Here is a 20,865-nt window from a genome sequence, read left to right as displayed (position 1 = left end):
GGCCGTGCCGATCGGCCCGACGCACTCATCATGTTGAGCCCTCAACCTCCAGACAACGGTGTCGGAATTGCAGGGTCTCCTCAGGATTGCCGCACGGCCCGGGGACGGACGGAAGCGCTCCCGCGCTCGGGGTCGGTCGGCTGGAGCGGCAGGATGGACCGGTGCGACGCGAGGCCTCGGTGCTCCACCTGGACCTCGACGCCTTCTACGCCTCGGTCGAGCAGCGCGACAAGCCCTCGCTGCGCGGCAGGCCCGTCGTCGTCGGCGGGGTCGGGCAGCGCGGGGTCGTGGCCACGGCGTCGTACGAGGCCCGGGTCTTCGGCGTCCGGTCGGCCATGCCGTCGCACGAGGCGCGACGCCGCTGCCCCAACGCCGCGTTCCTGGTGCCCCGCTTCGACGTCTACCGCGTCGCCAGCGGCCAGGTCATGGGGTTGCTGCGGGCGCTGTCACCGCTGGTGGAGCCCCTGTCGCTGGACGAGGCGTTCGTCGACCTGCGCGCCTCCCCCGTTCCGCTCGACCTCAGCGTCGAGGGCGTGACCGCGCTGGTCGCACGCCTCAAGGAGGACGTCCGCGCAGCGACGGGCGGGCTGACGGCGTCGGTGGGCGCGGCGTCGTCGAAGTTCCTGGCCAAGATCGCCAGCGAGCTCGACAAGCCCGACGGGCTGACCGTGGTCGAGCCCGGCACCGAGGTCGAGCGCATCGGCCCGATGGGGGTGGGCGTGATCTTCGGCGTCGGCCCGGTGACGCGGGAACGTCTCGAGCGCGTCGGCGTCCGTACCGTCGGCGACCTGCGCCGGGTCGAGCCGGGCGAGCTCGCCCAGGTCGTGGGCAGGGCGCACGCCGAGAACCTCGCCGCCCTCGCCTGGGCCCGCGACGACCGGCCCGTCGAGGCCGAGCGCGAGGCGAAGTCCATCTCGGTGGAGGACACCTTCGCGACCGACCTCACCGACCGGGCCGAGCTGGTCGAGATCCTGCACCGCGACGCCCGCCAGGTGGCGGGCCGGCTCTCGGCGGCCCGGCTGATGGCCCGGACGGTGACCATCAAGGTGCGCAAGCCGGACTTCTCGACCCTCACGCGCGCCCGCACCCTGGCGGGCGCCACGGACCGCGTGGACGTCATCGCCGGCGTGGCGCGGTCGCTGCTCGACGCCGTCGACGTCACCGACGGCGTCCGGCTGCTGGGGGTCGGGGTGGCGGGGCTGACCGACGTGCTCCAGGAGGACCTCTTCGCGGCGGAGGACCCCGAGGACCCCGCGGACCCGGGGTCCGACGACGCGACGCGGGCCAAGGCCTCCGACGGCGAGCTCTCGGACGCCGACGCCGGCCCGGCGGCGGAAGCGGGCGACGACCACGCGTACGGCCCACCCGCGTCGGGCTGGGCACCCGGCCTCGACGTCGAGCACGACGTGCACGGCCCGGGCTGGGTCTGGGGCGCGGGGCGCGGGCGGGTGACGGTGCGCTTCGAGACGCGGGACACCCCGCCGGGTCCGGTGCGGACGTTCGCCGACGACGACCCTGCGCTGCGCCGCCGCGCGGTGGCCTGAGGCCTCAGCGGGGCGCGACGGCCCGGCCCGCGGCGCCGACGAGGCCCTCGAACAGGCCGTGGTCGTCGCCGCTCTCGGGGTGCCACTGGACGCCGAGCCAGTAGCCGCGGGCCGGGTCCTCGATGGCCTCGACCGTCCCGTCGGCCGCGCGGGCCGACACGTCGAAGCCGGGGTGCGCCACCACGGCCTGGTGGTGGTGGCAGCTGACCTGCATCGCGTCGCCGACCATCGTCGACACCATCGACCCGCGCACCGTGCGGACCGACGTCCAGCCGTACGCGTCGCCCTCGGGCCCGTGCTCGGTGTGCCCGACGACGTCGGGCAGGTGCTGCTCGAGCCGGCCTCCGCCGTGGACCGCCATCAGCTGCATGCCGCGGCAGATCCCCAGGGTCGGCACCTCGCGCTCGAGCGCCGCGTCGAGCAGCGCGAGCTCCCAGGTGTCGCGGTCGGGCCGGGTGTAGGTGTGCGGGCCCCGCTCCTGCCCGTAGCGCGCCGGGTCGACGTCGGCGCCGCCGGTGACGATGAGCCCGTCCACGCGCCCGACCAGCGCCTCGGCGCCCTGCCCCTGGGGCGGCAGCAGCACCACGGTGCCGCCGGCCGCCTCGACCGAGCGGGTGTACGTGGCGCTGAGCAGGTCGGCCACCTCGGTCCACACGCCCCAGCGCGCGGTCTCCCGGTAGGTGCTGAGGCCGATGACGGGACGGGGCAGCACGCGCCCATGATCACAGACGGCGGTCGTCGCCCGGTGCCCGGTCGGCAGGTCCTCCTCGACGAACCGCTGACTCCCGACGCTCGGTACGCCGCAGATGGTGTCGGGAGTCAGCGGTTCGTGGGGTTGTCGGGCTCGGCCACACTGGGTTCCTCATGTGGACCGGGACGTTGGAGCTGGACCTGCTGCTGGGGGACGTGCACTCGCTGAAGGAGAAGCGTTCCGTCGTGCGGCCGCTGGTGGCGGAGCTGCGACGCCGCTTCGACGTGAGCGCGGCCGAGGTGGGCCACCTGGACCTGCACCGGCGGGCGGGCGTGGGCGTGGCGCTGGTCGCCGCCGACCGGGCGCACGTCGTCGAGGTCCTCGACGCGGCCGAGCGGCTGGCGGCCTACCGGCCCGAGGTCGAGCTGCTGTCCGCACGCCGGCGGCTGGTCAGCACCGACGACGACTGAGCCGGACCCTCAGCGGGCCCGCCGCCCGGCCGCGTACGGGTCTCCCGGGTCGATGTCGACCACCCGGCGCGGCGGTCCGACGAGCGACTCCTCGCGGTGGCAGGTCCACGAGTCGTCCGGCGCGAGGCCGGAGATCGTGTGGCCCTCGCCGATGACGTCGCCCTCCTCCAGCAGGTAGCCCGCCGTCGCGTAGAGCAGCCCCGCGAGCCGGCCCGGTTCGAGGTCGCGGAAGTGCACCTGCAGGTCCGGCAGCCCGAAGGGCGCGAGCCCGCGGGTGTCCATCACGAGCTCGTCCTCGTCGTCGCTCACGCTGAACAGGCGGACGTTCAGCAGGCCCCCGAGGCCGTCCACGCCCGGCTCCGTGGGGTCGGTCACGCGCTGGCTGGTGGGCCACGACACCACGAGCGGCTGCGTGGCGACGCTCAGCGCCCGCACCACGCCCACGAGCGCGGCGGCGCGGTCGCGGGCGGTGTACCCGTCGGTCGAGGTCTCCACGACGAGCACGCTCGCCCGGGCCGGCGCGAGCGCCTCGTCGGCCTCCGGCCAGTCCCAGGTCTGGCTGGTGTCCGGCAGGCTCTTGCCGGGCTCGTCGAGCGAGGAGCCCGGCAGCACGAGGGTGGCGAGCGGCCGGCGCGCGCCCCCGGAACCGTCCGGTCCCGGCCGCGGCGCGACCTCCCCGCCGTCGTACGGCACCACGAGCGAGCCCTCCTGCGCCTCCGACCCCGGCGACACCGCACGCAGGCCCTCGAGCAGCAGCGGGTCGCCCAGGTCGGGCGCCGACGCGTACCAGAGCTCGGCGACCAGGACCTCGCGCTCAGCCACGACCACTCCCCCTCGCCCGCCGCACCCGACCGGCGGCGCGCCCGCGAGCCTAGGCGACCCCGTCAGGCCGCCGGCGCGTCGCGCTCCCCCACCAGCGACAGGATCGCGTCGACGACCACGTCGGGCCGGTCGACCATCATCAGGTGGCGGCTGTCGTCGACGACGACCTGGCGGGCGCCGAGCCGGTCGGCCAGGACCTGCTGCTTGCGCACCCACCCGGTGCGGGTGCCCGCGGTGAGGACCAGCGAGCGCAGGTCCTCCGGCCAGGTGGTCGTGCCGATCAGGTCCTGCAGGTCGGCGAGCTGAGACGCGTACGCGGCCTGCTCGGCGACGACGCTGGCGAGGCTGTCGGGCCGGGTGAAGACCTCCCGGGCGCGGGGCGGCTGGGCGTTGGCCAGGTGCAGGCGGCGACTCTGGCCCCACACCATCACCCGGGCGGCGACCGAGGCGGCCGAGGCCACCGGCGCGAAGCGCGCCCCCTCGAGGGTCACCCGGGACGCGCGCAGCCAGGCCTCCTCGGTGGCCGCGTGGGGCGGCTCTGCGGAACGTTCGACGCTCGCGTCGAGCAGCACCAGCCCGCGGACGGTGCCCGGGTGCCGGCGCACGAGCGCCTCGGCGTGGGGGCCGGCCATCGAGTGGGCGACGACCACGGCGGGCTCGCCGAGGACGTCGACGAGCTCCGCGAGCGTGCCGACCTCCTCGGCGAGGGTGGGCAGGTGCCCCGGCCAGGCGGTCTCGACCAGGCCCGGCCGGTCCAGCGCGACGGTCCAGCGCCCGGTGAGGGCGGCGACGACGCGGCGGAAGGCGTACGAGGGCACGGCGCACCCACCGAGCAGCACGACCGGCGGCCCCTGGCCGGGCTGGACCAGCAGGTGCACGTCGCGGCCGCCGAGCCGCGTGACGTGCGAGCCGGGCGTGCGGACGAGGTCGGCCGGTCCGGGGCCGGTCACCGGGCCACGTCCCCGGTCCGCGGGCGGACCAGCGGGAAGGCGATCGTCTCGCGGATCGAGGCGCGCGTGAGCATCATCACGAGCCGGTCCATCCCCATCCCCAGCCCGCCGCTCGGCGGCATGGCGTGCTCCAGCGCGAGCAGGAAGTCCTCGTCGAGCTCCATGGCCTCGGGGTCCCCGCCGGCGGCCTGCAGCGACTGCGCCGTCAGCCGCGCGCGCTGCTCGACGGGGTCGACGAGCTCGGAGTACGCCGTGCCGATCTCGGCCCCGAAGGCCACGAGGTCCCAGCGCTCGGCGAGCCGGGGGTCGACGCGGTGCTGCCGGGTCAGCGGCGACACCTCGGCGGGGAAGTCGGTGTAGAAGGTCGGCCGCACCGTGCGCGACTCGACGAGGTGCTCGTAGAGCTCGAGGAGGACGTTGCCCCGCGTCCAGGAGGCGTCGACCGCGATCCCCAGCCCGTGCGCGATCCCCAGCAGGGCGTCCTTGTCGGTGTCGGCGCTGACGACGGTCCCGGCGGCGGCCGAGATCGCGTCGTTGACGGTCACGACCGGCCACTCCTCGGCGAGGTCGACCTCGTGCTCCGCGCCCGCGGCGTCGGTCCCGCGCACGAGCGTCCCGCCGCTGACGGCGCGCGAGGCAGCCAGGACGATCTGCTGCGCCACCGTCCGCATCGTCGTGTAGTCGCCGTACGCCTCGTAGGCCTCGAGCATCGTGAACTCGGGGTTGTGGGTCGCGTCGGCGCCCTCGTTGCGGAAGTTCCGGCCGATCTCGAAGACCCGGTCGACGCCGCCGACCATGAGCCGCTTGAGGAACAGCTCGGGCGCGATCCTGAGGTAGAGGTCGAGGTCGTAGGCGTTGATGTGGGTGCGGAAGGGCCGGGCGTTCGCGCCCCCGTGGACCGTCTGGAGGATCGGGGTCTCGACCTCGAGGAAACCTCGAGCGTCGAGGGTGTCGCGGACCGCGCGCAGCACCGCCGAGCGCGACCGAAGCCGCTCGCGGGCCTGCGGGTTGACCGTGAGGTCGAGGTAGCGCTGGCGCACGCGTGCCTCCGGGTCGGCGATGCCGCCGCGCTTGTCGGGCGGCGGGCGCAGCGACTTCGCGGTCAGCAGCCAGCGGGTGACGCCGAGCGACACCTCGCCGCTGCGCGAGCGGACCACGGTGCCCTCGGCGCCGAGGTGGTCGCCGAGGTCGACGTCGCGGCGCAGCCGGTCGAGCTCCCCGACCCCCGCCACGTCGGCGCTGAGCAGCAGCTGGACGTCACCGGTCCAGTCCCGCAGCACGACGAACACCACCCCGCCGAGGTCGCGCACGGCCACGACCCGTCCGGCCACGCTCGTGGCCTGCCCGAGCGCGTCGACGGCGACCGAGGCGGCGGTGCCCTGCGGCTGGAAGGACGGCGGGTAGGGGTCGACGCCCGCGTCGACGAGGCGCTCGCGGGTGGCCATCCGGAGCCGGACCTGCTCCGGCAGCCTGCTCTTGGCGACCGCGGGCTCCGGCGCGGGGACCGGTGCCGGCAGCGCCGCCACGAGCGCCGGGTCCAGCGCTCGGCTCGCGGCCAGGTCGACGCGGGGCCGCAGGAACGCGGGCAGGTCGATGAACCCCTCGGCGACGCCCAGCGCGGCGCCGACGAGGGCGATGTCGCGGGTCTCGGCGAAGCAGAGGAAGCGGGGCTGCCACTCGGGGCGGTACTTCACGTTGGAGCGGTAGAGCGACTCGAACTGCCACCAGCGCGAGGCGACCAGCAGCAGGCGGCGCCACAGCCGCAGGACCGGCCCGGCGCCGATCCGCGCACCCTCCTCGAAGGCGCTGCGGAAGACCGCGAAGTTCAGCGAGACGCGCCGGATCCCCAGCTCGGGGGCCGCGCCCATCACGGCGCTGACCATCAGCTCGGTCACCCCGTTGTCGGCGTCCGGGCTGCGGCGCATCACGTCGAGGGAGAAGCCGTCGGCGCCCCACGGGACGAACGACAGCAACCCGGCCGTACGGCCCGGCGCCTCGGTCGACCTCTCGCCCGTCGAGCCCGCCCGGTCGGGCGGGAAGAGCGCCTCGACCATCAGGCAGGCCGCGTCGGCGGGGTCGCCCAGGCGGCCCAGCGCCATCGAGAAGCCGCGCTCGGTCTCGGTGTCGCGCCAGGCGTCGGCGCGCCCGACGAGGGCCTCCAGCTCGGCGGCCGGGATGTCGCGGTGGCGCCGGATCCGGGTCGTGTAGCCCAGCCGCTCGAGGCGCTGGACCGCCTGGCGGACCGGGCGCATGTCGCGGTCGGCGAGGTGGAAGTCGCGCGGGTGCAGCACCGCCTCGTCGCCGATGCGGATGACCCGCAGGCCGAGGTCGCGCGCGTACGCCGTCGCCCCGGCCTCGCTGGCCCCGACGACCGCCGGCGTCCAGCCGTACGTGTCCACCAGACCCTGCCAGGCGCGGATCGCGCCGTCCCAGCGCTCCGGCGGGCCGACCGGGTCGCTGCTGGCCAGGCAGACGCCGAGGTCGTTGCGGTAGGTGACGGCGGCGCCGCCGTCGGGGCCGAACACCACGGACTTGTCGCGCCGGGTGGCGAAGTAGGCCAGGGAGTCGCCGCCGGACTGCGCGACCAGCGCCCGGACGCGGGGCTCGTCCTCGGGCGACATGAGCGCGGCGAGGCGCTGGGAACGGGTCAGCATGACGACCGCGGCGAGCAGGGTGAGGCCCAGCAGCAGGCCCACGACCGTCCCGATCCAGCCGGGCGGGCTCGACACGGGCTGGCGCACGAGGTCGCTCTCGCTGCCGAAGAGGGTCCGGCCGAGCCGCTGCGCGATCCACGCGAGCCGTCCGCGCGGGCCCACGAGCTCGTTGGGGAAGACGGTCACGAGCGCCATCCCGACACCGACGGTGACGACCAGCCCGGCGGCGAGCGTCAGGAGCGCCTTGCGCACGCTGCCGGGCGCGCGGCGCGCGGCGAACTCGGCCCGGTAGTGCACCATGCACGCCGTCAGGGCGCCCAGCGCCGCGAAGTTGAAGGCGAAGCGGGCGTACACGGGAAGGGCGTTGAAGTCGGTCTGGACGGCGAACAGCGACGCGAACAGCCCGGTCACCACGGCCAGGTCGGTGAGCAGGAAGAACGAGAAGATCACCAGCGCGAGCACCCACGCGACGTGCTTGCGCCGCGCGAGCGCGGCGCCGAGGAGCAGCAGGAAGACCGCGAAGCCGATCGACGCCCCGTCGACGGGGAAGAAGAGGGTCGAGCACACGTCGACCAGCGCGTCCACCCAGCGCACCCCGGGGAAGGCCGTCTCGAGCACGACCGCGATCCCGGCCAGGAAGCAGAGCCGCGAGACCAGGAGCGGCAGCCGGGGCATCCGCGGCGCTGTCGGCGCGGTGCCCGGGGGCCTGCGTACGGGAGGGGTGCGGTGGGTGCCGGAGCCGTCCGCCGCGTCCGGCTCGACCGCGACGCCGACGGTGGTGCTCGTCACCCTCACACTGTGGCAGACGGTCCCTCCCTCGGGGGAGCTCCCGCGCCCGCCGGTGCCGTCCCGCGCTCAGCCGCTGCTCAGCCCGGCGGGCGACCGAGCACGAGCCAGGCCAGCGCCCGTCGCGACGCGGGCTCCTCGGGTGCCGCGTCGACGCGGGCCCGGACCTGGGCGGCGCTGCGGCGGGCGAGCTCCGAGGCGCTGACGCCCCAGCCGCGGCGCAGCCGCTGACCGGTCGGCTCGTCGACCAGGGCGAGCAGGGTCGCCGCCCGGCCCAGGGGCTCCAGCGACGGTTCCGGGAGGACGCGGCCGGGCAGCCCGGCGCCGAGGGTCGCGCCGAGCCGCCGCAGCCCGGCGAGCAGGGGTTCGTCCGCGCCCGGAGGGCGCAGCAGGACGGCCAGCTCGAGGCCCGCCTCGTCGAGCGGGCTCGAGGCGTCCCGCAGCGCGGCGAGGTGGGCGGCGACGCGGTCCGGAGCCAGGCCGGCCCGCAGCCGGGCGAGCGCGACGGCGACGCCCGCGAGGCCCATCCCCGGTGCCGGTGCCGCCGCGGCCAGCAGCCCGGCCGACGCGGTCTCCAGCCCGGCCAGCGTCGCCGGACCCGCCGCCCGGTCCGGCTCCCGCGCCAGCAGCGCGAGCGCGAGCGGGTCGGATCCGGTGGCACCCGCGCCGCGGGCCTGCTCGTCGACCTCCTCGGCCAGCACGCCCGCCGCCAGCTCGAGCGCGTCCGCGGCGACGTCGGGCGTGCCGACGCTGCGCCGGCGCACCGCGTCCTGCACCAGCAGCGCGGCCGCCGCGTCCGGCAGCCGCACCGTCCCGGCCGGGGTCGTCCGGCCCGTCAGCAGCGCCTCGACCTCCGCGTCCACCAGCTCGTCGAGGTCCGGCGCCCAGGCGAGCGCGTAGGACAAGGTTCCGCGGGCCGACCGGAGCTCGACCGTCGCCGGTCCGACGACGTCGGCCGTGACCTCGACGCTGTCCTCCCCGACCTCGACCTCCAGCCCCGGTGCGACGACCGCGACGTCCGGCCCGGCGGCCAGGACCACGCCCTGGCCCTGCTCCAGCCACGGGGTGCGCGGCAGCTCGCCGGCCGGGTCCGCGCGCGCCGGCGCGCCGACGACCTCCCAGCGCCACTGGACCGCGACCCGGTGGCCCGCCGGGAGCACCAGCCGCCCGAGCAGCAGCCCGGTCGCGTCGACGCCGGCCTGGGTCCCGCCGCGCAGCCGGCCGACGAGCAGCGGTCCGTCCCCGGTGACGGGCTGGACCGCGTACGCCCCCGCGGCGCCGGCGGCCAGGGCCGTGGCCACCGTGCCCGGCGCCGGCCGCCAGGCCAGGCGCACGTCGTCGAGCACGCGCTCGTCGGAGGACTCGTTGACGACGACCAGCCGGACCGTCCAGGCCTGCTCGACGGCGTGCCGCACCAGGACGCGCAGGCCTCCTCCGGTCCGCTCGACCTCGACCTCGTCGGCGTCCACCCCCACGACGGGCCGGCCCAGCGGCACGGTCTCCCCGCCCGACGTCACCTCGACCTCGCCCGACCGGGCCAGCCAGGGGCCCGCCGTCGGGTGGACCGCGTCGACCAGCGTGCCGTCGGCGTCGAAGCCGAGCACGAGGTCGCGCCCGACGAGCACCGCACGTGCCGGCTGGTCCGCGCTCACCCGGCCCTCCTCGTCCGCGGGCGTGGGGCCCGCCCGCATTCCTGCGCACCGCGGAACATCGCGGCTCGATAACGCTTGCGTGTCCGGGCTCGGTCAGACCCGTCGAGGCTCCTAGCGTGGAGCACGTGCCGAGTGATCACGGGCGCCGTCCGCACCACGTCCACGCCGAGCGCGAGCTGTGGCCCCGCGACTTCGGCCGCGACGGCGTCTCCGGGCTGGTGACCCTCGACCGAGCCCTGCGGGCCCGCGACGTGTCGCGACCGACGATGGCCGACGAGCTCGAGGCCGCCGAGGTCGTCGACGGCCTGCTCGCGCGGGTCGACGGGCGCCGGCCCCGCGCGTACGCCCGCTAGGACCCCGTCGTCGGCTGCGCGGCGGCGCTCGCCGCGGCCCGGTTGGCCTCGTAGCGGGCGAGCAGCTCGATGCGGCGCGCGTGCCGCTCCTCGCCGCTGAACGGCGTGGACAGGAACGTCCGCGCCAGCTCGACCGCCTCGTCCTCGCTGTGCATGCGCGCGCCGATCCCCATGACGTTCGCGTCGTTGTGCTGGCGGCCCAGCGAGGCCGTGTCGTGGTCGTAGACGAGCGCGGAGCGCACCCCGTCGACCTTGTTGGCCGCGATCTGCTCGCCGTTGCCCGAGCCGCCGACGACGATGCCCAGCGATCCCGGGTCCTTGACCACGGCCTCGGCCGTCGGGATGCAGTAGATCGGGTAGTCGTCCTCGGGGTCGTAGTCGACCGGGCCGTGGTCGACGACCTCGTGGCCGTCGCCGCGGAGGGCCTCGACGAGGCGTCCCTTCAGCTCGAACCCTGCGTGGTCGCTGCCGATGTGAACGCGCATGGCTGCAGTCTCGCAGACGCCTCCCGCCGGGCTCAGACGCGCTCCACCGACCAGTTCGAGACGACGTGGGTGAGCCCGAGGTCGCGCAGCGCGCGGTTGCCGGGCAGCGCGTCGTCGAAGCGCGTGCCGCCGCGCCAGGCGCCGATGCGGGGCGCGCGACCGGTGACGCGCTCGATGCGGCGGAAGGGTTCCACGACCTCGGGCTCGACGAGCGCCTCGGTGACCTCGGCCGCGCTGGCGTGGCTCGCGGTGTGCCAGCCGACCTCGTGCTCGCGCGCGAAGTCCGCGAGCTGGGCGTCGGTGAGCAGGCGCCCGGAGCGGGGCGCGAAGAAGATCGGGAAGAACAGCGCCCGCAGGCCTAGCTCGTGGCACAGGTCGGCCGCGAACTCGGCGGTGCGGGCGAACCCGTCGTAGAAGCCGACGAGCACCCGCACCTCGCCCGGCTCCTGCTCCGGCGCGTCGAGGTCGAACGACCGGCCGAGGGCCGCGGCCCGGGCGAGCTGGTCGCGCACCACCTGCTGGTTGCGGCCCCGGATGCGGTGGAAGTTGATCGCCAGGACCGGCCGCTCGAGCAGCTGGGCCTCGAGGCTGCCGGGCTCGACGTCGGTGCGGGCGGGCAGGGTGTCCTCGAGCAGCCGCACGGCGAGGTCGACCTGCGTCCGGTACGCCGCCGCCCCGAACGGTCGCCGTTCGCCGGGCGCCGGGCCGGCCGTGCGCAGCAGCACCGGCACGCCGGCGCCCTGGTGGGTCTGGGCGAGGATCAGGTCCCGCAGGGCGGTGCCCTCCCCCGCCGCGCTGACGTCCCCGTGCTGCACTGTGCCTCCGACCTCCCCCGCGACGCGGGCCGAGCCGTCAGTCAACCAGCCGCCACCGGAAGGACGCAGGTGCCCGACCCGCAGCAGGACCCCGCCGAGGAGCCGTCCGGGGCGCTCGCCGACGCCGCCGACGCGTACGAGGCGGTGCTGGGCCGTCACGGCGAGGTCGTCACCTTCGACATCTCGTCGCTGGACCACCTCGGGGTGCCCGTGACGAGCTCCTCGCTGCTGGTCGACGGGCGGTTCGCGGCGCAGGGCAACGGCTACGGCCTCACGCCCGACGCGGCCCGGGTGAGCGGGCTGGGCGAGCTCGCCGAGGGGGTGCTGGCCGCGGACCGCGTACGCACCCTCCGGACCCGCGCCCGGCGCGAGGCGTACGCCGACCTCGTGCGCCGCGAGGGTGCGGACCGGGTCGCGCACCCGGCGACCCTCTGCCTGCCGGCCGGCTCGCCCTGGGAGCCCGGGACCGTCCTCGACTGGGTGCCGCTGACTCGCGTCCGCACCGGCGAGGAGGTGTGGGCCCCGCTCGACCTGGTGGCCAGCGACCCGGCCGACGTGGAGGGTGCCGCCGGTCCCGGCCTCGTCACGCCGGTGACGAACGGTCTCGGCGCCGGGCTCGACGAGGGACGTCCGGTGCTGCACGGGCTGCTCGAGGTCCTGCAGCGGCACACGAACGGGCTGCGGTTCCGCGCGCTGGACGCCCGCTCCCCCGAGATCGACGTGACCGGCCTCGCCGACCTCGACGCCGAGGTGGCCGCGCTCGCGGCCCGGTTCGCGGCGGAAGGGGTCGAGCCGGTGTTCAAGCACGCGGCCACCGCGTACGGCGTCTGCTCGACCTACGTGATGGGCGTGGACGGCGACGACGCGGTCCCGGTGCGCCTGACCGCCGGGGGCGAGGCGGCCGACCCGTCGGTCGCGCGCAGCCTGCTCAAGGCCCTGCTCGAGCACGCGAACTCCCGCGCCCGCAAGGCGTTCTGCTTCGGCGACCGCGAGGCCGCTCGCGCCGTGGCCGACCCGCGGTACTGGGCGGCCGTGGAGCGGAGCACGTCACCCGGCGAGCCGCGCGCGGTCGCGGCGATGCGGGCCTGGCACGAGCTCGGGGCGGACCGGCTGCGCGCGCTGACCGCACCGGACCGCTCCCGCAGCGTCGCCCTGGCCTCGACCGCGGTCCCAGACGCGCGGCGGCCCGGGCTGCCCGGCGTGCTGGACGCCCTGGACGGCCACGACGTGCTCGCCGCCACCGGCCGCGACGGGGACGCCTGGGTCGCCAAGGTGCTGGCGACGGGGCTGGAGGTCGAGACCATGTCGTACGGGCGGATCGGCGAGCTCGGCGTCGCCGACCTGCTCACCACGGACCTCGGCCTCGTCCGCGTCGGGGACGGGCCGACCGAGGGCCACCCCGCGCGGGTCGTGCTCACGGCCGACGCGGAGGAGCGCCTCGGCGGTCCTGCCTGGTTCTCCTACGCGGCCGCCGAGCGCGTCGTCGGCCCGCTGTACCCCCTCTACCGCGAACCCCCTCGCCACCTCGTCGAGGTGTGAGGGGGCTCGCGGTCAGGACCGACCCGGTGCTCAGTCGAAGATCGGGTCGACCGTCCGGGTGCGCTTGAGCTCGAAGAAGCCCTCGTACGACGCGAGCGCCAGCACGCCGTCGAACACCCGCCCGGCCTCGTCGCCCTTGGGCGCCGGGGACATGACGGGGCCGAAGAACGCGACGTCGCCCACGTGGATCACCGGGGTGCCGACGTCCTGGCCGACCGGGTCCATGCCGGCGTGGTGCGACGCGCGCAGGGCCTCGTCGTTGTCGCCGACGTCACCGGCGTCGGCGAGCTCGGTCGGCAGGCCGACGTCGCGCAGCGCCGCCTCGAGCGTGTCGCGCCCGGAGCCCTGCTGCTGGTTGTGGATGCGGGTGCCGACCGCGGTGTAGAAGGCGCGCAGCTGCTCCTGGCCATAGCGCTCCTCGACGGCGAGCGCGACGCGAACCGGGGCCCAGCCCTTGTCGAGGATCTCGCGGTAGGTGTCGGGCAGGTCGCGCCCGGTGTTCAGCACCGACAGGCTCATCACGTGGAAGACCGTCCTGACCGGACGGACCTTCTCGACCTCGAGCATCCAGCGCGACGTCATCCACGCCCACGGGCAGATGGGGTCGAACCAGAAGTCCACGGTCGTCGTCCCCGACGGCGAGGCCGCCGTGCGCGCCGCCACCTGGCTCGTCACCTGGCTCGTCGCGTCGGCGGTGCGGGCGCGCACCTCCTCGCCCAGCTGGCGCACCTCGGCGACGAGCGCCTCGAACGCCTTGCGGGTCTGCTTGCCCAGGGCCTCGAGCTCGGCCCGGGCGTCGGTCTCCTTGGTCTTCTTCGCCATGGTGACCAGCGTAGGCAGCGCTCCGCCCGCCGCTGCGGGCCGTTCGGGGAGCGGTCCCGCGGCACCGTCCCCGGGTGGCGTCCGTGGAAGGATCGGCGCATGTTCCCCGACAACCTGACCCGGGCCGAGGCGCAGGCGCGCGCGGCCCTCATCGGCACCGACACGTACGCGGTGCACGTCGACCTGTCGGGGCGCGAGGTCGAGGACCCGGAGCGGCTCTTCACCTCCACGTCGACCATCCGCTTCACCGCGCGCGACGCGGGGTCGCTGCACGTCGACCTGATCGCCGAGCGCGTCCGCTCGGCGAGCCTCGACGGGACCGCGCTCGACCCGGCGACGTTCGTCGACTCCCGGCTGCCGTTCGACGTCACGCCCGGCGAGCACGAGCTCGTCGTCGACGCCGTCGTGCGCTACAGCCGCAGCGGCGACGGCCTGCACCGCTTCGTCGACCCCTCCGACGGCGCGGTCTGCCTCTACACCCAGTTCGAGCCCGCCGACGCCCGGCGCGTCTACGCCTGCTTCGAGCAGCCCGACCTCAAGGCCCGCTTCGCGGTCTCCGTCGTGGCGCCGTCCTCGTGGACCGTGGTCTCCGGCGGGGCGGTGGAGACCCAGGAGGCCGACGGCGACGGCTTCACCCTCACGCGGTTCGCCGAGACCAAGCCGGTCTCGACCTACCTCACCTCGCTGCTCGCCGGCGACTACGCCGTGGTCGAGGGCGGGATCACCAGCACGGCCGGGCCGGTCGCGGCGAACATCGTCGTCCGCCGCTCCCTGGTCGACAGCCTCGACCCCGAGGCGATCTTCGCGGTCACCCAGGGCGGGTTCGAGGTCTTCGAGCAGAGCTTCGGGGTGGCCTACCCCTTCGGCAAGTACGACCAGGCCTTCGTGCCCGAGTACAACGCCGGGGCGATGGAGAACATCGGGCTCGTCACCTTCCGCGACGAGTACGTCTTCCGCAGCCGGGTCACCCAGGCCTCCCGCGACTACCGGCGCGAGGTGATCCTGCACGAGCTCGCGCACATGTGGTTCGGCGACCTGGTGACGATGCGCTGGTGGGACGACCTGTGGCTGAAGGAGTCCTTCGCCACCTGGTGCTCGAACTTCGCCGCAGAGGCCGTGACGCAGGACCCGGCGACCACCTGGGCGACGTTCAGCGCGGGCTCGAAGACCGGCGCGCTCCGGGCCGACCAGCTGCCCTCGACGCACCCGATCGCGGCCGACATCGTCGACCTCGAGGCCGTCAGCACGAACTTCGACCAGATCACGTACGGCAAGGGCGCGTCCGTGCTCGCGCAGCTCGTCGCCTTCGTCGGGCGCGACGCCTTCCTGGCGGGCGCCCGGAACTACTTCGCCGAGCACGCCTACGGCAACACCAGCCTGGTCGACCTGCTGCGCGCCCTCGAGCCGCCGTCGGGGCGCGACCTGACCGCGTGGAGCAGGGCGTGGCTCGAGACCGCCGGGGTCAACACGATCGCCCTCGAGGTGGAGACCGGCGAGGACGGCACGCTCAGCGCGGTCGACGTCGTGCAGACCGCCTCCGCCGAGCACGACACGCTGCGCCCGCACCGGCTGGGCGTGGGCGCGTACGACCTGGTCGACGGCCGGCTGGCGCTCGTGCACCGTTCCGAGCTGGACGTGGACGGTTCCCGGACGCCCGTCCCGGAGCTGGTCGGCCGCCCCCGCCCGGCGCTCCTGCTGCCCAACGACGGCGACCTCACCTTCGCCAAGGTCCGCCTCGACGAGCGGTCGCGGGCCGCAGCGGTCGAGCACCTCCCGCTGGTCGGCGACCCCCTGGCGCGGGCCGTGCTCTGGGCGTCGCTGTGGGACTCGTGCCGCGACGCCGAGCTGCCCGCCCGCGACTACGTCGACGTGGTGCTGCGCGCCGCGGCGGTCGAGACGGTCCCGACCCAGCTGCGGCTCCTGCTCGGGCAGGCGTCGCTCGCCGCGAGCTCCTACACCGGGCTCGGTGAGCGGGCCGAGGTGCAGGCGCGGCTCGAGACGGGGCTGTTCGAGCTGCTCGGCGCGGCGGCGGAGGGTTCCGACGAGCAGCTGGCCCTCGCCCGCTCCTTCGCCGCGGCGGCCAACCCGGGCTGGGGTGGCGACGCCCTGGCCGGCTGGCTCGAGGACCGCGACGTCCCCGTGGGACTGGTCGTGGACCGCGACCTGCGCTGGCTCTTCGTCGGCCAGCTCGCCCGCCTCGGACGCATCGACGGCGCCGGGATCGACGCCGAGCAGGCCCGCGACGACTCCAACACCGGCATCGAGCTCGCCGCCGGGGCCCGCGCGGCACGCCCGACGCCGGAGGCCAAGGCCGAGGCGTGGCGGCTGGCCTGCGAGAGCGACGAGGTCACCAACAGCGTCCAGTCCGCGATCTGCGTGTCCTTCTGGCAGCGCGGGCAGGACGAGGTGCTGCGGGGTTACGTCGAGCCGTACCTGGCGATGGTCGAGGAGGCCGACCGCCTCGGCGGCGTCTGGCGCCACAAGGGTGCGGTGCTGCGGACCACGGCCGTGCGCAACCTGTTCCCGGTGCCCGAGGACCGCGAACCGTTCCTGGCCCGGCTCGACGCCTGGCTGGGCGGGGTCGAGCTGTCGGCGTCGGTCAGCCGCACGATCCGCGAGCGGCGCGACGACGCGCTGCGCTCGCTGCGCTGCCAGCGGGCGGCGCAGCGCCCCTGAGCGCGGTGCCCCCGGTCCCCGTGCTCGCCGAGCCCGGGCCGCTCGAGCCCGGGCCGGCCCGGCCCCTGGCGACGACGGAACCCTTCGACGGCGCGACCCTGTTCGCGTTCCTGCGGCGCTTCGCCGTGCCGGGGGTCGAGGCGCACACGGTCGACGGCGACGTCCTCGGGCTGACGCGGACGCTGCGGCTGGCCCACGGGCCGGCCGTGGTGCGCCTGACCTGGGACGGCGCGACCCTCGCGCTCGCCTTCGGCGGGCACCCGGACGACGAGGCGGACGCCCAGGCTCGGGTACGGCGGCTGGTCGACGCCGACGCGCCGGTGCAGGAGGTCGCGACGACGCTCGGCGCCGATCCGTACCTCGCGGACGACGTCGCCACCAGCCCGGGGCTGCGGCTGCCCGGCGGGACCGACGTGGCCGAGGCCGCGGTCCAGGCGCTGGTCAGCCAGCAGGTGTCCATGGCGGCCGCGGCGCGCTGCTCGGCCAAGCTCACCGAGGCGTACGGGGAGCCCGTGGCCGTCGCCGACGGCTCGGTGTCGATGCTGTTCCCGCGGATGGCGGCGCTGGCCGCGGCCGACCCCGAGACGTTGCCGATGCCGCGGGCCCGCGGTCGCGCCCTGGTCGGGCTGGCGGCCGCCGTCGCCGACGGGCGGCTGGTGCTGGAGGTCGCCCGTCCGTGGCGCGACCTGCGGACGGAGCTGCTGGCCCTGCCCGGCATCGGTCCCTGGACGGCCGACGTCGTCGGGCTGCGCGCGCTGGGCGAGCGCGACGTGCTGCTCGGGACGGACCTCGCCGTGCGCCGCCAGCTCGAGGCCCGCGGGGTCACCGACCCGGCCGCGTGGTCACCGTTCCGCAGCTACGCGACCGTGCACCTGTGGCGGCCGTACGTCTGACCGGGCTCAGTCGTCCTCGGTGCGCGCGTGCAGCGTGGTCGGGCGGCGGGCCGCCTCCCCCATCTGCGTGATGCCGTGGGAGAGCCCGCCGACGATGTCCCCGGCGACGAAGGACGAGCGCATCGAGGCCGCGGCCAGGGCGCAGTCCCGGTCGGACAGCGCCCGGCGGGCGGTCGTGCCGGTCACGATCTCGAGCACCCGCAGGTCGGGGTCGCAGAGGACGAGGACCGTGGACGCTGCGTCCTCGAGCGAGCCGTGCAGCCGCAGGGCGTCCGCGCGGGCGTCGTCCTCGGCACCGCCGAGGTAGAGCGCGAAGCGCAGGCCCGAGGCCTCCTCCGCGATCTCGACGGCGCGCCGGAGCCGCTTGGCGTCGGCGGGGGTGAGGTCGTCACCAGCGAGCACTGGCACCGCCGGCGTCGGACTCCGAGGTGGCGGAGGTCGTGGCGGAGGACGAGCCGGAGGCGGAGGAGCCCTCGAGGGCCCGGCGCTCGCCCTCGGTGATCGCGGGCAGCTCGTCGTCGGCGCCGCCCATGATCGAGCGGGCCCTGCCGCCCATCCAGACCGGGTCGTCGGCGTGCGGGCCCGGACCGCGACGCGACTCGTGCATCATCTTGTTGCCCTGGGAGACGGCGATCACGACGAGGATGACCACGAGCGGGATCCCGATCAGGAGGCCCAGCTCGGCCAGCGGCGAGGTCGTCGGCACCTCCGGCCAGCCGAACAGCGTGATGTCGAGAGGCACTAGGCTCGCGGTCATGCCCCCACGGTATCCGGCGGGGCTGTGCGCAGGCGGGACCCCCGACGAGCGGGGTCGGCGGCGTCGGGCGCGCGACCGGACGAGCAGACGGAGGATGCGCGCGTGTCGTTGACGGGGCCGGACGACCCGACCCCGGCGAGCCGCACCGTGCTCGACGCGGACCAGATCAGCCGGGCCTGCGCGCGGATGGCGCACGAGGTGCTCGAGGCGAACCGCGGGGCCAGCGGGCTGGTGCTGCTCGGGATCCCCACAAGGGGGGTGCCGCTCGCGCACCGCCTGGCCCGGGCCATGGCCGAGGCCGAGGGCGGGCTCGAGGCGCCGATCCCGGTCGGCTCGCTGGACGTGACCATGTACCGCGACGACCTGCGCCGCCACCCGACCCGCGCCGTCGGGCGCACGGAGGTCCCGGTGGGCGTGGACGGCGCGGTGGTCGTGCTGGTCGACGACGTCCTCTACTCCGGGCGCACCGTGCGTGCGGCGCTGGACGCGCTCGGCGACCTCGGCCGTCCCCGGGCCGTACGCCTGGCCGTGCTCGTCGACCGCGGCCACCGCGAGCTGCCGGTCCGGGCCGACCACGTCGGCAAGAACCTGCCGACCCGGTCCGACGAGCGGGTGTCGGTCCGCCTGGCCGAGGTCGACGGGGCCGACGAGGTCACGATCACGAGGGACGAGGCCTGATGCGGCACCTGCTCTCCGCCGCCGACCTCGACGCGGCCGAGGTCGGCGAGATCCTCGACCTGGCCGAGGAGATGGCGCTCGTGCAGAGCCGCCCGGTCAAGAAGCTGCCGGCGCTGCGCGGCCGCACCGTGGTCAACCTGTTCTTCGAGGACTCGACGCGCACCCGCAGCTCCTTCGAGCTGGCCGGGAAGTGGCTCTCGGCGGACGTGATCAACATCAGCGCCAAGGGCTCGTCGGTGTCCAAGGGCGAGTCGCTGCGCGACACCGTGCTGACGGTCGCCTCGATGGGCGTCGACGCGATGGTCGTGCGCCACATGGCCAGCGGGGCCCCGCTGCAGACGGCGCGCTGGTTCGCCGAGCTGGGCCTCGGCGTGCACGTGGTCAACGCCGGCGACGGTACCCACGAGCACCCGACCCAGGCCCTGCTCGACGCGTTCACGCTGCGCCGGCACTTCCGCGCGCAGGACCCCGACCGGCCCGACGCCCTGGCGGGACGGCGGATCGCGGTCGTCGGCGACATCACCCACTCCCGCGTCGCGCGCAGCAACGTCGAGCTGCTGACCACGCTCGGCGCCCAGGTGGTGCTGGTCGCTCCCCCGACGCTGCTGCCGTCCGGTGTCGGCACGTGGCCGGTCGAGGTGCGCCACGACCTCGACGCGGTGCTGGGTGAGGTCGACGCGGTGATGATGCTGCGGGTGCAGCGCGAGCGGATGTCGGGCGGCTACTTCCCCACGCCGCGCGAGTACACCGTCGGCTACGGGCTGACCCGCGCCCGGCTGGGCCTGCTCCGGCCCGGGGCGCCGATCTGCCACCCGGGCCCCATGAACCGCGGTCTGGAGATCTCGGGCGACGCGGCCGACTCGGCGGGCTCGTTGATCCTCGACCAGGTCGCGGCCGGCGTCGCCGTACGGATGAGCGTGCTCTACCAGCTCCTGGGCGGCCAGGACGACGCGGACGGAACGACAGGAGCGCTGCGGTGACCCAGGCCGACGACGAGCAGGGGCGCGACGTCCTCGTGCTCGGGGCCGATCTCGCCGGGCGGGGTCCGGCCGACCTGCTGATCCGCGACGGCTCCTTCGCCGACCCCGCGGACGCACGTCCCGACGCGGACCGCGTCGACGCCGCCGGCCTCGTGGCGCTGCCCGGCCTGGTCGACCTCCACACCCACCTGCGGGAACCGGGCCGTGAGGACGCCGAGACCGTGGAGACCGGGACGCGGGCCGCCGCCCGCGGCGGCTACACCGCCGTCCTGGCCATGGCCAACACCAACCCCGTCACCGACACCGCGGAGGCGGCGGAGCACCTCCTCGGCGTGGCGTCGCGCGTCGGCTCCGCGCAGGTCGTGCCCGTCGGCGCCGTCAGCAAGGGCCTCGAGGGCGAGGAGCTCGCCGAGCTCGGGCTGATGGCCCGCTCCGCGGCCCGCACCCGGGTGTTCTCCGACGACGGTCACTGCGTCGCCGACGCCCGGCTGATGCGCCGGGCGCTGGAGTACGTCCGCGCCTTCGACGGCGTCGTCGCCCAGCACGCGCAGGACCCCCGCCTCGCCGGCCGCGACGCGTGCTGCGCCGAGGGCGAGCTGTCCGGCCGCCTCGGCCTGCCCGGCTGGCCCGCCGTCGCCGAGGCCGGGATCGTGGCCCGCGACGTCCAGCTGGCCGAGCTCACCCGCTCCCGGCTCCACGTCTGCCACGTGTCGACGGCCGAGACGGTCGACGTGCTGCGCTGGGCCAAGCAGCGCGGCGTCGAGGTGACCGCCGAGGTCACCCCGCACCACCTGCTGCTCACCGTCGACGAGCTGACCGGCTACGACCCGACGTTCAAGGTCAACCCGCCGCTGCGCAGCGGCGAGGACGTGGCCGCCCTGCGCGACGCGCTGAGCGACGGCACCATCGACGCCGTCGGCACCGACCACGCGCCCCACGCCCGCCACGACAAGGAGCACGCGTTCGTCGACGCCGCGTTCGGGATGCTGGGCCTGGAGACCGCGCTGGCCGTCGTCGTCGAGACGATGGTGCGCCCGGGCGCGCTCGGCTGGGGCGACGTCGCCACACGGATGTCGTCGGTCCCCGCCCACATCGCCCGGCTCCCCGGGCAGGGCCGTCCGCTGCGGGTGGGCGAGCCGGCGAACCTCGTCCTCGTGGACCCCGAGCGCCGCTCGGTCGTCGACCGCGACGCGTCCCTCTCGCTCTCGCGCAACAACCCGTGGCACGGCCGCGACCTGCCCGACCCGATGGTCGCCACCTGGTGGGGCGGGCGCCGGACCTTCACGCGGTCCTGACCG

The 20,865-nt window shown here is 75.8% G+C and carries 19 protein-coding genes; 9 read left to right on the top strand and 10 right to left on the bottom strand.

What is annotated here, in order from left to right:
• Nucleotides 1-161: 161 nt before the first annotated feature.
• The gene (locus tag BMY04_RS06040) at nt 162-1,544 is read left to right on the top strand and encodes a DNA polymerase IV (protein ID WP_091178231.1); all 1,383 of its coding nucleotides are present in this window, start codon (nt 162-164) and stop codon (nt 1,542-1,544) included.
• 4 nt (nt 1,545-1,548) lie between these two features.
• Here the strand turns inward: BMY04_RS06040 and BMY04_RS06035 are convergent, their stop codons facing one another.
• Entirely contained in the window at nt 1,549-2,256 is a 708-nt protein-coding gene (locus BMY04_RS06035) for a gamma-glutamyl-gamma-aminobutyrate hydrolase family protein (RefSeq protein WP_232506132.1), read from the bottom strand.
• Nucleotides 2,257-2,408: 152 nt separating this feature from the next.
• Between BMY04_RS06035 and BMY04_RS06030 the strand changes: the two genes are divergently transcribed.
• Nucleotides 2,409-2,705 carry a DUF503 domain-containing protein gene (locus BMY04_RS06030; protein WP_091178230.1) on the top strand — a complete coding sequence of 99 codons (297 nt, stop codon included), beginning with the start codon at nt 2,409-2,411 and terminating at the stop codon, nt 2,703-2,705.
• Nucleotides 2,706-2,714: 9 nt separating this feature from the next.
• Here the strand turns inward: BMY04_RS06030 and BMY04_RS06025 are convergent, their stop codons facing one another.
• From BMY04_RS06025 to BMY04_RS06010, 4 genes are all read right to left on the bottom strand, one after another.
• Nucleotides 2,715-3,527, bottom strand: a complete 813-nt coding sequence (locus BMY04_RS06025; RefSeq protein WP_139209772.1) for a DUF4261 domain-containing protein — start codon at nt 3,525-3,527, stop codon at nt 2,715-2,717.
• Nucleotides 3,528-3,589: 62 nt separating this feature from the next.
• Nucleotides 3,590-4,477, bottom strand: a complete 888-nt coding sequence (locus BMY04_RS06020; RefSeq protein ID WP_091178228.1) for an alpha/beta fold hydrolase — start codon at nt 4,475-4,477, stop codon at nt 3,590-3,592.
• Complete coding sequence (gene lysX, locus BMY04_RS06015) at nt 4,474-7,920, bottom strand: bifunctional lysylphosphatidylglycerol synthetase/lysine--tRNA ligase LysX (protein ID WP_232506131.1); 3,447 nt, start codon at nt 7,918-7,920, stop codon at nt 4,474-4,476. Before lysX ends, BMY04_RS06020 begins: the two co-directional genes overlap by 4 nt.
• Before the next feature lie 77 nt (nt 7,921-7,997).
• A complete protein-coding gene (locus tag BMY04_RS06010) occupies nt 7,998-9,569 on the bottom strand; it encodes a hypothetical protein (protein ID WP_091178227.1) in 1,572 nt (523 codons plus the stop codon).
• A gap of 125 nt (nt 9,570-9,694) precedes the next feature.
• Between BMY04_RS06010 and BMY04_RS06005 the strand changes: the two genes are divergently transcribed.
• A complete protein-coding gene (locus BMY04_RS06005) occupies nt 9,695-9,922 on the top strand; it encodes a hypothetical protein (RefSeq protein WP_139209771.1) in 228 nt (75 codons plus the stop codon).
• On the opposite strand, the gene BMY04_RS06000 is transcribed toward BMY04_RS06005, so the two are convergent.
• Both BMY04_RS06000 and BMY04_RS22275 read right to left on the bottom strand, forming a co-directional pair.
• Nucleotides 9,919-10,407 (bottom strand): ribose-5-phosphate isomerase, encoded by a 489-nt coding sequence (locus BMY04_RS06000; protein ID WP_091178225.1) that lies wholly within the window; start codon nt 10,405-10,407, stop codon nt 9,919-9,921. The two genes, BMY04_RS06005 and BMY04_RS06000, sit on opposite strands and share 4 nt — an antisense overlap.
• Before the next feature lie 32 nt (nt 10,408-10,439).
• Entirely contained in the window at nt 10,440-11,222 is a 783-nt protein-coding gene (locus tag BMY04_RS22275) for a polysaccharide deacetylase family protein (protein ID WP_139209770.1), read from the bottom strand.
• A 69-nt stretch (nt 11,223-11,291) separates the two neighbouring features.
• Here BMY04_RS22275 and BMY04_RS05990 point away from each other — a divergent pair, with 69 nt between their 5' ends.
• Nucleotides 11,292-12,761, top strand: coding sequence for a YcaO-like family protein (locus BMY04_RS05990; protein ID WP_139209769.1), 1,470 nt, complete (start codon nt 11,292-11,294; stop codon nt 12,759-12,761).
• Nucleotides 12,762-12,791: 30 nt separating this feature from the next.
• Here BMY04_RS05990 and BMY04_RS05985 read toward each other — a convergent pair whose 3' ends face one another.
• Nucleotides 12,792-13,583 (bottom strand): mycothiol-dependent nitroreductase Rv2466c family protein, encoded by a 792-nt coding sequence (locus BMY04_RS05985; protein WP_332452308.1) that lies wholly within the window; start codon nt 13,581-13,583, stop codon nt 12,792-12,794.
• Between the two features lie 99 nt (nt 13,584-13,682).
• Between BMY04_RS05985 and pepN the strand changes: the two genes are divergently transcribed.
• Nucleotides 13,683-16,259, top strand: coding sequence for an aminopeptidase N (gene pepN / locus BMY04_RS05980; protein WP_091178222.1), 2,577 nt, complete (start codon nt 13,683-13,685; stop codon nt 16,257-16,259).
• 5 nt (nt 16,260-16,264) lie between these two features.
• Nucleotides 16,265-17,152, top strand: a complete 888-nt coding sequence (locus tag BMY04_RS05975) for a DNA-3-methyladenine glycosylase family protein (protein ID WP_170854017.1) — start codon at nt 16,265-16,267, stop codon at nt 17,150-17,152.
• A 6-nt stretch (nt 17,153-17,158) separates the two neighbouring features.
• Here the strand turns inward: BMY04_RS05975 and BMY04_RS05970 are convergent, their stop codons facing one another.
• The gene (locus BMY04_RS05970) at nt 17,159-17,560 is read right to left on the bottom strand and encodes a DUF5130 family protein (RefSeq protein ID WP_232506130.1); all 402 of its coding nucleotides are present in this window, start codon (nt 17,558-17,560) and stop codon (nt 17,159-17,161) included.
• A complete protein-coding gene (locus BMY04_RS05965) occupies nt 17,541-17,909 on the bottom strand; it encodes a hypothetical protein (RefSeq protein WP_139209768.1) in 369 nt (122 codons plus the stop codon). The genes BMY04_RS05970 and BMY04_RS05965 overlap by 20 nt, the downstream gene beginning before the upstream one ends.
• A gap of 102 nt (nt 17,910-18,011) precedes the next feature.
• Here BMY04_RS05965 and pyrR point away from each other — a divergent pair, with 102 nt between their 5' ends.
• The 3 genes from pyrR to BMY04_RS05950 are packed head-to-tail and all read left to right on the top strand — an operon-like array spanning nt 18,012 to nt 20,862.
• Nucleotides 18,012-18,587, top strand: coding sequence for a bifunctional pyr operon transcriptional regulator/uracil phosphoribosyltransferase PyrR (gene pyrR / locus BMY04_RS05960; RefSeq protein WP_091178218.1), 576 nt, complete (start codon nt 18,012-18,014; stop codon nt 18,585-18,587).
• Nucleotides 18,587-19,567: an aspartate carbamoyltransferase catalytic subunit gene (locus BMY04_RS05955; protein ID WP_091178217.1), complete on the top strand. Its 981-nt coding sequence runs from the start codon at nt 18,587-18,589 to the stop codon at nt 19,565-19,567. Before pyrR ends, BMY04_RS05955 begins: the two co-directional genes overlap by 1 nt.
• The gene (locus BMY04_RS05950; RefSeq protein WP_091178216.1) at nt 19,564-20,862 is read left to right on the top strand and encodes a dihydroorotase; all 1,299 of its coding nucleotides are present in this window, start codon (nt 19,564-19,566) and stop codon (nt 20,860-20,862) included. Before BMY04_RS05955 ends, BMY04_RS05950 begins: the two co-directional genes overlap by 4 nt.
• The last annotated feature ends 3 nt before the right edge of the window (nt 20,863-20,865 follow it).

Source organism: Microlunatus flavus, assembly GCF_900110855.1.
GTDB lineage: Bacteria > Actinomycetota > Actinomycetes > Propionibacteriales > Propionibacteriaceae > Microlunatus > Microlunatus flavus.
Note: the sequence above shows the minus strand (reverse complement) of the source record. Positions and strands in the feature narration are given on the sequence as shown.